Source organism: Pseudonocardia yuanmonensis (genome assembly GCF_039542425.1).
GTDB lineage: Bacteria > Actinomycetota > Actinomycetes > Mycobacteriales > Pseudonocardiaceae > Pseudonocardia > Pseudonocardia yuanmonensis.
Genome location: NZ_BAABIC010000010.1, coordinates 19,386 through 31,228, shown reverse-complemented (window position 1 = coordinate 31,228; position 11,843 = coordinate 19,386). Strand labels below are relative to the sequence as shown.

Genomic DNA, 11,843 nt, shown 5'->3' with positions numbered 1-11,843 from the left:
GACCGGTCCCTGCCACCCGCGCCGGTCGGGATGCCCGACCAGCTCCCGCCGCACGGAGGCGCCCACCAGGTGCACGGTCCGACGTCGTCCCACCGATGAGTTCGCGCCGCCCGGACCGTCTGCCCAGACGTACCCGGTTCGGAGGAGGAACCATGACCACGTCCGCACTGCCGCCCGTCGTCGACGCCGCCACCTGGGAGAAGGAACTCGCCGTTCTGCGGGTCCGGGAGAAGGCGGCCACCCGGGAGCTCGACGCCATCGCCGCCCAGCGCCGGCGGCTACCCATGGTCGAGATGCCCGACTACGTCCTGGAGGGCGAGGAGGGCCCGGTCCGCCTCGTCGACGTCTTCGGCGACGCCCCGCAGCTGATCGTCTACCACCACATGTGGTTCGACCACGAGAAGTGGCAGTGCGGCGGCTGCACCGGCTTCACCTCGCAGTTCACCCGCCTCGAGGGCCTGGCGAAGTTCGACGCCCGGTTCGTGATCGTCACCCAGGGCCCGATCGACGAGGCGCTCGCCTACAAGCGCCGGGTCGGCAACACCATGACCTGGTACTCGACGGCCAACAGCTCGTTCGGCGCGGACGTCGGGGCCCCGCCCGGTGGCGGGTTCGCGGTCAACGTGTTCCTGCGCGACGGCGACACCGTCTACCGGACGTGGCACACGAACGGCCGCGGCACCGAGCAGCTGAGCTACCTGTTCGGCCTGGTCGACCTGCTGCCCTACGGTCGGCAGGAGGTGTGGCAGGACTCGCCGGCGGGGTGGCCGCAGTCGCCGACCTACAGCCGGTGGATGGAGTCGGAGGAGATCGCCGCGGCCTACGGCACCGCCGACTGAGACGGCCCGCGGCCGTCGACCACCGGTCGGGACTCAGGCCTGCCGCCGGTACCGCAGGACCACGGTCCCGCCGGGCAGCGGCTCGGTGCCGGTGCGCTCCCAGCGCTGAGCCGCGAACGGCCCGGTCAGCACCGGGATGCCGGTACCGAGCGTGATCGGGCTCAGCTTGACGATCAGCTGGTCGATCTCGTCCCGGAGCTGGCCGGCGAGGTTGCCCCCGCCGGCGAGGTAGATGCCGAGCCCGTCCTCGGCCTTGAGCGTGCGGACCAGCTCGGCGGGGTCGCCCTCGACCACCGTCACGTCGTCCGGCACACCGGCGAGGCCGTGCGCGAAGACGTACTGGCGCAGGTGCGAGTACGGGCTCGGGAACCCGCCCTCGAGGCCGGGGAGGTAGGTGCCGCGCCCCATCACGATCGTGTCGAAGACGGTGTTCGGCGCCTCGGCGATGCCGAGCGCCGCACGGACGTGCGTGGGCAGCGTCTCGGGCAGGTTCGTGGTGATCCAGGTCAGCAGGTCCGCCTCGGCGGGGTAGAAGTCGTAGCTGCCGTCCGGCGCCGCGATGAAGCCGTCGAGGCTGCTGTTGACGTAGTACGTGAGGGTTCGCATCGACAACCCCTACCAGCCGCTGCGGTCCGTGCGGTGGCGGTGTGCGTCGTCGTCAGGACGGCGGGAGGCGCCGCTGCGGGCTGCTTGCGGCCCCGGCCTCCCCGGCGGTAGCGTCGCTGCGCCGACCACCGGGCACTGCTCGGACGACCGCGAGAAGGCGATGCCATGGTCACCGCCCGGACCCTCCGGGGCGGTTGACGTTCCGGCCGCAGTACGGCCGACCGCACGGCGCTCCCCGGCGTGCGCACTGAACCGCCCCACTCCTGATCTCCTGAACGTCCATCCGGCGCGGACGGCCGCGCCGGTCCCGAGTGGAGTGCTTCCTCAGTGCCGACTTCTTCAGTGCCGAACTCCTCGGTGCCCGATTCCTCGCTGCCCGACTCCTCGGTGCCGAACGACTCAGGTCCGGCCTCCTCAACAGCTGACCGGGCTCGCACGACGCCCGCCCGGCCCCTGCCGGGACCCTCCCGCACCGAGGTCCATCCGCTGACCCTCGAGCAGGTGACCCTGCTGATCGAGGACCCCCGGCGGTTCGCCCCGCAGTACGGCCTGGCTCCGGCCGACGGCTACCTCGCCTTCCCCGAGGCCCTCCCGGCCACACGGGACGCCCTCGCCGCCGGAACCCCTCCGGAGTGGTCCAGCCATCTGATCGTCGACCCGGACAGCGCGCTGGTCGTGGGGCTGGGCGGCTACACCGGTCCGCCCCGCGACGGTGCCGTCGAGATCGGGTACAGCGTCGCGCCCGGCCACCGCGGCCGCGGTCACGCCACCGCGGCCGCGGCGGCCTGGATCGCCTCGGCCCGCGCCCGCGGGGCGACCCGCGTGATCGCCCACACCCTCGCCGAGGAGGGGCCGTCGACCGCGGTGCTGCGCCGCTGCGGCCTCACGCGGGTCGCGCAGCTGCAGGATCCCGAGGACGGCCCGCTCTGGCGGTGGGAGATCGGACTCGCCGAGCGGCGGGTCGCCGCGTGCGAGCCTGCCCGGGACGTGTCCGGAAGTGACACGCGACCGGGGCCGCCTGCGCTGGAATGATCCGCGGGGTGCAGGAGCGCGGACAACGGGAGGGGCGGGGCGTCGTATGACTCCGGATGCCGTGGGCGAGCCGCCGCTCGCCGATGTGCGGGTGGTGGACCTGACCACGACGTTCATGGGTCCCTACTGCACGCTCCTGCTCGCGCAGATGGGTGCGGACGTCGTCAAGGTCGAGGCGCCCGCCGGCGACGTCGTCCGGTACGTCGGGGACGAGCAGGGCACCGGGCTGGGCCCGGTGTTCCTCAACGCGAACCGGGGCAAGCGCAGCATCGTGCTGGACCTGAAGCAGCCCGCGGGTCGTGAGGTGCTCACGCGTCTGATCGGCACCGCCGACGTGTTCGTGCACAACATGCGGCCGGACGCGGTGACGCGGCTCGGGGTCCGCGCCGGCGACGTGCACGCCGCCAACCCGCGCGCCGTGTACTGCGTGGTCCGCGGCTTCTCCAGCGCGGGCCCGTACCGCGACAAGGCCGCGTACGACGACGTCATCCAGGCGTCCTCCGGTCTCGCCGCCGTGCAGGGCGGACCGGGCGAGCCGACCTACGTCCGGACGCCGGTCGCCGACAAGGCGACCGGCCTGATGGCCGTCGGAGCGATCGCCGCCGCGCTGTACCAGCGGGAGCGGACGGGGCGTGGCTGCGCGATCGAGGTGCCGATGCTCGAGACGATGGTCTCGTTCACCCTGCTCGACCAGCAGGGCGGCTACGTCTTCGATCCCCCGCGCGGTCCCGCGGGTTACGCCCGCACGGACTCGCCGTACCGCAGGCCGTACCGGACCGCCGACGGCCACGTCGGCGTCATGGTCTACACGGACGCGCAGTGGCGGGCGTTCTTCGACCTCGTGGACAGGCCGGAGCTCGCCGAGGACCCCCGCTTCCGCACGATCACCGCCCGGACGGTGCACATCGACGAGCTGTACCGGCTGCTCGAGGAGGAGGTGGGCCGGCGGTCGACCGCGGAGTGGCTGGCGGCGTTCGACGCGCGCGGCATCCCGGCGATGCCGGTGCTGACCGTGCCCGGGTTGTTCGGCGACGAGCACCTGCGCGCGACGGGCATGTTCGAGGACGCGGTGCACCCCACCGAGGGGTCGCTCCGGCTCGCCCGGTTCCCGGTCGACTTCGCCGGGTCCCCGCGCGTCGACCTCCGGCCCGCACCCCGGCTCGGGGAGCACGGGCCGGAGATCCTCGCCGAGCTCGGCTACCCGCCGGAGGAGATCGACGCGCCGGGCAACGGGCGTCGGCGCGCGGGGCCTGCCGACCCGACCCCGGTCGCGGAGGCCTGATGCCGCGCATCGCCCAGGAGTTCGCCGACATCCCCTTCGCGCGGCTCGTGCCCGGCTCGGTCCACCGCACGCGGTACGCGCTGACCGCCGACCTCGTCGCCACGTACGGCCGCCTCGTCGACGACGCCGGTGAGGACGCCGACAACGACGCCGCCGCCGTCGGCACCCCGGACGTGGCCGCCGCGGACACGCCTCGCCTCGTGCCGCCGTACGTGTACTGCACCTTCCTCCCGATCTACCGCGCCCTCGGCGGGCGCATGGAGCAGGGCAGCGTGCACACCCGGCAGCGGGTGGAGCAGCGTGCGCAGGCGTTCGTCGGCGACGTCCTCGACGTCGAGGTCACCGTCGGCGCGGCCGAGCTGCGCGCGGGCCGGCCCACGGTCGAGCTCGTCGCCGAGTACGTCCGCCGAGGCGTGCTCGTCTGTCGCACGACCTCGACGATCCTGTGGGGGTACGCGGCCCGATGACGAACCCACCCGGCGACCCGGCGGCCGTCGAGCCGACGCGGACCTTCACGCAGCGCGACATGGACGAGTTCGGCATCGCGAGCGGCGGCACCGGCCTCATCCACACCGAGCCCGCCTATGCTGCGACGACCCCCTTCGGGGCGACCCTGGTGCAGGGCGTCTACCTGCTCGCCGTGATCGAGAGGCACCTGTGCGAGCACGTCCCCCGCTGGGCCGAGGGTGGCGAGCTCGAGGTCGGGTTCGTCGCCCCGGTGACGGAGGGGACCCCGTTCATCGTCGAGATCCGCGAGACCACGGACGTCACGGGAACCACCGGCCCCGGGGAGGCGGGCGGGCGATCCCTGACGTGGAGCGTGCTGGGTACGACGCCCTCGGGACCCGCCGTGGTCGGCACGGCGCGCGTGCTTCCGGGCTGATCGTCCGGCCGCGCCCCATGGGGCAAATTGGGACACGGACGGCTCCCGATTCCGAGGTTCCATCGTCACGTCAGCACGCCAACCGTCCTCGGGCCCGGCCTCCCCGCCGGTCCCGTGCAGAGCAAGGGAGCCCGACGGTGAAGTTCCAGCTGTTCATGCTGCCGACGATCCCGGCGACGTTGGAGGAGCGCGCCGCCAAGCGCCCCATCGGCCGGGACGTCGACGCCTTCCAGGCGATGATCGACGAGGTTCGCGAACTCGCGGTCATCGCCGACCAGGCGGGTTTCGACGTGTTCTCGACCACCGAGCACCACTTCCACTCGGAGGGGTTCGAGGCGTCGGTCCAGCCGATGATGCTCTATGCCGACCTGGCCGCCCGTACCGAGAACATCGCCTTCGCGCCGCTGTCGCTGGTGCTGCCCGCCAACGACCCGTTGCGGGTGGCCGAGCAGGTCGCCTACCTCGACCACCTCACGAAGGGCCGGGTGTACGGCGGTTACGCGCGCGGTTACCAGGACCGCTGGGTGAACGTCTTCGGCCAGCACATCCCGGTCAAGGGCACCCCCATGGACGGCAGCCCCGACGACAAGCACAACCGCGCGGTGCACGAGGAGTACCTCGAGCTGATCTACAAGGCGTGGACGGACGACCTGCTGACCTTCGACGGCGAGTTCTACAAGGTGCCCCCGAAGGAGGGGATCACCCGGTGGCCGGCCGCCGAGTGGACCCGCCAGTACGGGCACCCGGACGAGATCGACGAGAACGGCCACATCCGTGGGATCTCGGTGATCCCCAAGCCCTACCAGCAGCCTTATCCCCCGGCGTTCCAGCCGTTCTCGGTGTCCGAGTCGACGATGGTGCACACCGCGCAGCACGGCGTCATGCCGATCATCCTCGTGGCGGAGCCCGGGCAGTTCACGCACCTGGCCAAGCTGTACCAGTCCTCGGCTGCCGATGCGGGTCGCGATCTCAAGCTCGGCGAGAACATCGGTGCGTTCCGAGCGGTGGCATTCGGTGAGGACCGGCAGCAGGCCTGGAACCTGATGGAGCGGACGAACTACTACGGGTTCCAGATCTACTTCTCCGGGTTCGGGTTCTGGGAGGCCCTGCGCCTCCCGAGCGACGAGCAGAAGTACCCGAAGGGTTCGGCGCTGCTGCCACCCGAGGAGTGGACGATGGAGCGGTTCACCGGGACTAAGTACGGCCTGGCCGGCACGGTCGACGACATCAAGCGGGACATCGAGGACCTGGCGACGATCCACGGCAACGGCGGCGAGCTCGAGTGGTTCTCCTGGTTCTTCGACCAGGGCCTGATGCCGATCGACGAGGCCAGGCGGCAGCTCGAGCTCTTCGCCGAGCACATCATCCCCGAGTTCCGCTAGACGACCGGCCCCGGGGGCGGGGGGCGCGGCGGACCGTGGGGGACGCCGCGCCCACCGTGTTCCCGGGCAGCACCGGCCGCACATCCGTGGACCACCGCCGATATCGAAGGAGCGCATGTGTCCGAGCACATCTACCGCGTCATCGAGATAGTCGGATCCTCGCCCGGGTCGGTGGACGAGGCCATCCACAACGGGATCGCCCGCGCTGCGCAGACCATGCACGGTCTCGACTGGTTCGAGGTCACCCAGATCCGCGGGCACCTCGCCGAGGGGGCCGTCGATCACGTCCAGGTCGGGCTCAAGGTCGGGTTCCGGCTGGACGAGGCGCAGTAGGCGGACGCTGTGCGGAGGCGGACGACGACGTGAGCGGGAGCATCGCCTGGGCGGCTGCGGTGGGCGACGCGCTCGTCGACGGCGGCGTGGACGTCGCCGCGCACCTGCCGGACTCACGGCTGCAGGGCGTGCTCGCGCGGCTGGCCGAGCGTGGGGTGGCGATGCGCTGCCTGACGCGGGAGGAGGAGTGCGTCGGCTACGCGGCGGGCCGTGCGCTCGCGGGCGGGCGGCCGGCGGTGCTCATGCAGTGCTCCGGTCTGGGCAACAGCCTGAACGCCCTGGGCTCGCTCGTCGTGCCCTACGGCATCGGGCTGCCCCTGGTCCTCTCGATGCGGGGGACCCTCGGCGAGGCCAACCCGGCGCAGGTGCCGATCGGGCTGGCCACTCCCGCGCTGCTCGCCGCGCTCGCAATCCCCGTCTACTCGATCCGTGACCCGGACGGCAGGGACGCGGCCTCGATCGTGGGCGGGGTCCTCACGCTGGCCCGGCGGGCCGGGCGTACCGCCGCGGTGGCGCTCGAACCGGAACTGGGTGGTGGCCGTGGAGCCCACTGACGTGGCGGCGGTGGTACTGGCGACGCACCCGGACGCTCTCGTGGTCGCCGCGCTCGGCACAGCGACGTCGGCGCTGCGGCTCGCGTCCGACGACGGCCCGCACCTGTACCTCGGTGGCGCGATGGGGTCGGCGCTCGCCACCGCCCTGGGGGTCGCGGAGGCGGTGCCCGAGCGCGCCGTCGTCGCCCTGCTCGGGGACGGCGAACTGCTGATGAGCGCCAACGGGCTCTGGTCCGTCGCCGCGTACCGGCCGGCGAACCTCGTCGCGGTGGTACTGAACGACGGGCACTATTCGATCACCGGGGGGCAGCCGTTGCCCGTCGATCCCTGCTTCGCCGACGTGGCGGGCGCACTTCCCGGCCTCAGCGCCGCCCGCGTGTCGGACGGCCGGAACCTGCGCGACGCGCTGCTGGGGCTGCCCCGCCCGGCGCTGGTCGAGGCCGTGGTCGAGACCGGCAGCAGGCCGGGCCCGTCGCCGTTCGTCGATCCCGGCTCGGTCCGAACGCAGTTCACCGCGGCCGTCCGCGCCGCTGGTCGGCGGGACACGGAACAGGAGGTCACCACGTGCACAGCGGACCTGTGAAGGTGGTCGTGCTCGGCCGTCGTGCGTCGGAGTGGCCGCTCGAGCAGTTCCGGGCCTGGGCGGCCGAGGAGCTCGCCCGAGGGCTCGCCGGACTGGAGGGTGCGACTCGTCAGGTCCAGTCGCTCACCCTGCTCGGCGGCTACCGCCGCGGCGACCCGATCTACGACCTCGTCCACGAGCTGTGGTTCCCCGACGAAGCGGTGGCCCGGTGGGCCAGCGCCTCCCGGGCCTTCACCGCGCTGATCGGCGACCGCGCGCTGGACCCGGCCTCGCTGACCGTGCTGCACGTCGAGGAGCACGTCGTCAAGGATCTCGGGAACCCCGCCGGCGCAGTCAAGAGCATCGAGTTCGTGACCCGTCGGCCGGATCTGCCGTGCCCGGAGTTCCGCCGCTACTGGCGGGAGGTGCACGGGCCCCTGGCCGCCACGATCGCGCCGATCCGGAGGTACGTGCAGAGCCACTGCCTGTCCTCGTGCTACACGACCGAGGACGATGCGCCGCGCTGGGACGGGCTGGCGACGACCTGGTTCGCCGACGTCGCGGCGATGCGCCGATCCGCGACCCTGCCCGAGTACCGTGCGACCCGCGAGGACGAGCCGCGCTTCCTCGCGCCCGGACACCTGCCGTTCCTCATCACGACCGAGACCGTCACCGTCGACTCGCCGACGTCCCCGTCGGCACCGGGAGCGTCACGATGATCTACGAGCTGCGCGAGTACACCGCCGTGCCCGGACGCCTGCCGGCGCTGGTCGAGCGGTTCAACTCCGCCACCTGCCGGATCTTCCGCAAGCACGGGATGGAGCTGGTGTTCCTCAGCCGCACCGATGTCGGGGACGATTCGAAGAACGAGATCGTCTACGTCCTGCGCTTCGACTCCTACGACGACCTGCAGAGCAAGTGGGCGGCCTTCTTCGCCGACCCCGAGTGGAAGACCGTGGCCGCGCGTAGCGAGGAGGCCGGTCCGCTCGTCGCGCGGGTTCGCCGCCGCCTGCTCACGACCGCGGACTTCCCGGGCGTCGAGTCCGGGCCCACGGGGTGACCGGCACCAGGGCCCGCCTGCCGCGGAGTCCCCGATGAAGATCGTCGACGTCACCGCGTTCCCCACCTCGTTCCCCGTCAGCCCGCGTGGCGGCGAGCGGCTCGGGATAGGCCGCGCGGTCAAGCGCGACGCGGTGGTCGTGCGCGTGCGCACCGGCGACGGTCTCGTGGGCTGGGGCGAGGCGCACCACGCCCGCTCGCCCGGCACGATCGGACACCTGATCAACAGCACGCTGCGCGAGCTGGTCCTTGGGCTGGACGCCGCCGACGTCGTCGGCATCTGGCGCAGCGTCTACACCGCCCAACTCGCCAGCCACGGGCTCGGCGCCGCCGCGGCGATCGCGCTGAGCGGGATCGACATGGCGCTCTGGGACGTGCGGGGCAAGGCGGCCGGCTGGCCGCTGCACCGGCTGCTCGGCGGCGCCGCCCGACCGGTCCGGGTCTACGCCGGGGGTGTGGCGCTGGGCTGGAGCGAGCCGGAGGCACTGCTCGACCAGGTACGACCGTTGGTCGAGCGCGGGTACCAGGCGGTCAAGCTGCGCATCGGCGAGGGCCCGGGACCGGACCTCGCCCGCATCGCCGCGGTCCGCGCGGAGTTCCCCGAGCTGGACGTTCTCGTCGACGCGAACACGGCCTACGACCTCGACGACGTACGACGCGTCGCCCCCGGGCTACGCGAGCACCGGGTCGGCTGGCTGGAGGAGCCGTTCCCGCCGCACGATCACCGCAGCTACGCCGAGGCCGCGCGCATCATCGGTGTGCCGCTGGCGGCCGGCGAGAACCACTACACACGCTTCGAGTTCCACCGGCTGGTCGAGGACGGCGCCGTCACCGTCCTGCAACCCGACCTGTCCAAGTCCGGCGGGATCACCGAGGTGCAGCGGATCGCCGCGATGGCCTCGGCGTGGAAGCTGCGCGTGCACCCGCACACCGCCTCGACGGGGCTGAACATGGCCGCGACCGTGCACCTGCTCGCGGCGACCGAGAACGCGGGCTACTACGAGGCCGACGTCAGCCACGACAACCTGTTCCGCGACGAGCTGGTGCCGACTCCGCTCCCGACCCGCCCGGACGGCACCGTGCTCCCACCGGAGGGACCGGGGCTCGGGGTGGAGGTCGACGAGGACTTCCTCGCCGCCCACCCCGTGATCGAGGGCCCCGGCTTCGTGCGGTGACCCTCACGCCTCGGCGAGGTAGTCGCGGATCACGCGCCCATCGAGTAGGTGAAGGTGACGTCCGCCCACATCACCGAGGGGGCCGACAGCGGAGTGAAGGGGGCGAGCCTGCCCGCGGGGTGACCCTCGGGGAAGGCGAAGGAGATGTCGTCGACCGTGGCCTCGTACAGGTCGGCGACGAAGGGCAGCGGCAGCTCGATCAGCTCGCTCAGTGCCGCGCGGCCTCCCTCCGGGACGCCTTCGGATCGGCGGGTGCTCCGACGCCCGCCGCGGACGTGGGGTCGACGGTGTTCATGCCGCCTGCGCTCCTTCGCTCGGGGTCAGAAGGTCGTGTTGTCCAGGTCGATGCCGGCCGCCTGCAGCTTCCGGTACAGCGTCGACCGCGAGATGCCGAGGAGTGCGGCGGCGTCCTTCTTGTTCCCGCCGGTCTCGGCCATAGCGTCGAGGATGGCGTGGATCTCGGCCCGTTCGAAGCGCGTGAGCGTCAGGCGCGGGGCGGCCCGCCGCACCTCCGGGGGCAGGTTGGCGAGCCCGGCGACCGCTCCGCCCGGGGTCGCCTCGAGCACCCGCTCCACCAGCCTCCGCAACTCTCCGATGTTGCCCGGCCAGGACAGCCGCATGAGCAGCTGCACGGCCTCGGGTGCGACCCTTCGAGGGGCCGCGAACGCCGCGATCAGCGTGGGGATGTCGCGCAGGCGGTTTCGCAGCGGCGGGAGGCGGAGCTGATCGGCGTCGAGCCCGGGCAGCACCATGTCGTCCCAGGACGAGGCGCACCGGAAGGTCGCCACGCAGCGCCACCCGCGGGCGCACGCGTCGCCGAGGATCGCGGACAGGCGCCGTCGGGCGAGCCCGTCGAGCAGGTCCAGGTGGCGCAGCAGGAGCCCACCGGGCGGTTCGGCGAGCGCGACGCGCAGACCGTCGAACCACGCGTCGAGGCCGGTGACCTCGGCCTGCGCGGCATCGCAGACCAGTGGGTCGTCGCCGTGCTCGCGGAGGAGTGCGAACCCGACCGCGGCCTTGCCGACCCCTGGTTCACCACAGAGCACTACGGTCCGGACGGCGAGCGCCGACCGAGCCGCGCGGCACGCCCAGAGGAAGGCCCGGTCGGTTCCGGCCAGTCCGTCGGGCGCGGTGAGGCGGGGGGCGGACCGCGCCGACGCTGTGGGCTCGGCTGCGGGCCGGATTTCGACCAGCGCCCCGATCACCTCACCGCCGTCCCGCAGGGGCATGGTCCGGGTCCGGGCACTGCGTCCACCGGGCAGCGGGAGGTCGCCGTCGACCGTTCCGTCGGCGCAGGAACCGGCGAGCACCCGGGCCACGTGGTCCCACAGGAGCGGCTGGTCCACCCCGTCGAGCAGCCTTGCCGCCTGGGGATTGGCCATCTGGACCCGGTCGTTGAGGACGAGGATCCCGGCGTGGGAGCGCCTGCTGCCGGACAGGAAGTGCGCCAGCAGCGCGCGCTCCTGGACGGTCTGCTGCTCGAAGAGCCGCTGCTCGATCGCCGTCGCCGTCTGCTCGGCGAGCACGGTCACCAGCCCGTTGTCCCGGTCCGCACCACAGGTGATGTCCAGAATGCCCATCGCTCGGCGCGTCAGCGGGTCCATGATCGGCACGCCGACGCAGGTGAACCGGACGAGCTCGTCGACGTAGTGCTCGTGGCCGTCGATGCGGGTGGTCCGGCCGAGCTCGACGGCCGTGCCCACGCCGTTGGTCCCCACCGCGTCCTCGGCGAAGACGAAACCCGGGGTGATGTGGAGGGAGTCGAGGGTGTGCAGGAGGCGCCGGTTCTGCACCCGGCGGTCGAGTATGCGCGCGGTCGCGTCGGTCACGAGGAAGCTGATGCCGAGCTCGCCGAGCCGCGCGTTCATCGCGTCCAGGACCGGGCCGGCCGCACGCAGCAGCCGCGACTCCGGGTCGACGCCCGGACGGTACGGCGGGGCGAGGCGGTCGGTGGCCACCGACCAGCTCGAGCACCGTTGCCACGACGAGGAGATCTCGGCACGCACGCGCACCGGCGCGGCCCCCGACGAGAGGAAGGACTCTCGTTCACTGGCCAGGATGTCGTCCACCACTCGATCCCTTCCACCAGAACCTCGTCGTTCTGCAGGACCAGGGCAGCAGGGCCGCCCGCCGCAC

The 11,843-nt window shown here is 72.6% G+C and carries 14 protein-coding genes; 12 read left to right on the top strand and 2 right to left on the bottom strand.

Annotated elements, in window-relative coordinates:
- The first annotated feature begins 152 nt into the window (after positions 1 to 152).
- Positions 153 to 839: a DUF899 domain-containing protein gene (locus ABD990_RS16005; RefSeq protein WP_345381307.1), complete on the top strand. Its 687-nt coding sequence runs from the start codon at positions 153 to 155 to the stop codon at positions 837 to 839.
- Positions 840 to 872: 33 nt separating this feature from the next.
- Here the strand turns inward: ABD990_RS16005 and ABD990_RS16000 are convergent, their stop codons facing one another.
- Positions 873 to 1,445, bottom strand: coding sequence for a dihydrofolate reductase family protein (locus ABD990_RS16000; protein ID WP_345381306.1), 573 nt, complete (start codon positions 1,443 to 1,445; stop codon positions 873 to 875).
- Positions 1,446 to 1,946: 501 nt separating this feature from the next.
- Between ABD990_RS16000 and ABD990_RS15995 the strand changes: the two genes are divergently transcribed.
- The 11 genes from ABD990_RS15995 (at position 1,947) to ABD990_RS15945 (ending at position 9,707) form a co-directional block, all read left to right on the top strand.
- Complete coding sequence (locus tag ABD990_RS15995) at positions 1,947 to 2,477, top strand: GNAT family N-acetyltransferase (protein ID WP_345381305.1); 531 nt, start codon at positions 1,947 to 1,949, stop codon at positions 2,475 to 2,477.
- A gap of 61 nt (positions 2,478 to 2,538) precedes the next feature.
- On the top strand, positions 2,539 to 3,759 hold the full coding sequence (locus ABD990_RS15990; RefSeq protein ID WP_345381304.1) for a CaiB/BaiF CoA transferase family protein: 1,221 nt from the start codon (positions 2,539 to 2,541) through the stop codon (positions 3,757 to 3,759).
- Positions 3,759 to 4,226: a hypothetical protein gene (locus ABD990_RS15985; protein WP_345381303.1), complete on the top strand. Its 468-nt coding sequence runs from the start codon at positions 3,759 to 3,761 to the stop codon at positions 4,224 to 4,226. Before ABD990_RS15990 ends, ABD990_RS15985 begins: the two co-directional genes overlap by 1 nt.
- Positions 4,223 to 4,642: a MaoC family dehydratase gene (locus tag ABD990_RS15980; RefSeq protein WP_345381302.1), complete on the top strand. Its 420-nt coding sequence runs from the start codon at positions 4,223 to 4,225 to the stop codon at positions 4,640 to 4,642. The genes ABD990_RS15985 and ABD990_RS15980 overlap by 4 nt, the downstream gene beginning before the upstream one ends.
- Positions 4,643 to 4,779: 137 nt before the next feature.
- Positions 4,780 to 6,024 carry an LLM class flavin-dependent oxidoreductase gene (locus ABD990_RS15975; RefSeq protein ID WP_345381301.1) on the top strand — a complete coding sequence of 415 codons (1,245 nt, stop codon included), beginning with the start codon at positions 4,780 to 4,782 and terminating at the stop codon, positions 6,022 to 6,024.
- Between the two features lie 117 nt (positions 6,025 to 6,141).
- A complete protein-coding gene (locus tag ABD990_RS15970; RefSeq protein ID WP_345381300.1) occupies positions 6,142 to 6,357 on the top strand; it encodes a dodecin in 216 nt (71 codons plus the stop codon).
- A gap of 29 nt (positions 6,358 to 6,386) precedes the next feature.
- Positions 6,387 to 6,911 carry a thiamine pyrophosphate-binding protein gene (locus ABD990_RS15965; RefSeq protein WP_345381299.1) on the top strand — a complete coding sequence of 175 codons (525 nt, stop codon included), beginning with the start codon at positions 6,387 to 6,389 and terminating at the stop codon, positions 6,909 to 6,911.
- A complete protein-coding gene (locus ABD990_RS15960) occupies positions 6,898 to 7,494 on the top strand; it encodes a thiamine pyrophosphate-dependent enzyme (protein WP_345381298.1) in 597 nt (198 codons plus the stop codon). Before ABD990_RS15965 ends, ABD990_RS15960 begins: the two co-directional genes overlap by 14 nt.
- Complete coding sequence (locus ABD990_RS15955) at positions 7,476 to 8,192, top strand: EthD domain-containing protein (protein ID WP_345381297.1); 717 nt, start codon at positions 7,476 to 7,478, stop codon at positions 8,190 to 8,192. Before ABD990_RS15960 ends, ABD990_RS15955 begins: the two co-directional genes overlap by 19 nt.
- Positions 8,189 to 8,533 carry an NIPSNAP family protein gene (locus ABD990_RS15950; RefSeq protein ID WP_232868793.1) on the top strand — a complete coding sequence of 115 codons (345 nt, stop codon included), beginning with the start codon at positions 8,189 to 8,191 and terminating at the stop codon, positions 8,531 to 8,533. Before ABD990_RS15955 ends, ABD990_RS15950 begins: the two co-directional genes overlap by 4 nt.
- Before the next feature lie 34 nt (positions 8,534 to 8,567).
- The gene (locus tag ABD990_RS15945) at positions 8,568 to 9,707 is read left to right on the top strand and encodes a mandelate racemase/muconate lactonizing enzyme family protein (protein ID WP_345381295.1); all 1,140 of its coding nucleotides are present in this window, start codon (positions 8,568 to 8,570) and stop codon (positions 9,705 to 9,707) included.
- Between the two features lie 320 nt (positions 9,708 to 10,027).
- Here the strand turns inward: ABD990_RS15945 and ABD990_RS15940 are convergent, their stop codons facing one another.
- Complete coding sequence (locus ABD990_RS15940) at positions 10,028 to 11,776, bottom strand: sigma-54-dependent Fis family transcriptional regulator (RefSeq protein ID WP_345381294.1); 1,749 nt, start codon at positions 11,774 to 11,776, stop codon at positions 10,028 to 10,030.
- Between the last annotated feature and the right edge of the window lie 67 nt (positions 11,777 to 11,843).

Excerpts from the sequence above, each read along its gene's own strand:
- ABD990_RS16005 (WP_345381307.1), top strand. The coding sequence starts at position 153 with ATGACCACGTCCGCACTGCCGCCCGTCGTCGACGCCGCCACCTGGGAG.
- ABD990_RS16000 (WP_345381306.1), bottom strand. The coding sequence starts at position 1,445 with ATGCGAACCCTCACGTACTACGTCAACAGCAGCCTCGACGGCTTCATC.
- ABD990_RS15985 (WP_345381303.1), top strand. The coding sequence starts at position 3,759 with ATGCCGCGCATCGCCCAGGAGTTCGCCGACATCCCCTTCGCGCGGCTC.
- ABD990_RS15980 (WP_345381302.1), top strand. The coding sequence starts at position 4,223 with ATGACGAACCCACCCGGCGACCCGGCGGCCGTCGAGCCGACGCGGACC.
- ABD990_RS15950 (WP_232868793.1), top strand. The coding sequence starts at position 8,189 with ATGATCTACGAGCTGCGCGAGTACACCGCCGTGCCCGGACGCCTGCCG.
- ABD990_RS15945 (WP_345381295.1), top strand. The coding sequence starts at position 8,568 with ATGAAGATCGTCGACGTCACCGCGTTCCCCACCTCGTTCCCCGTCAGC.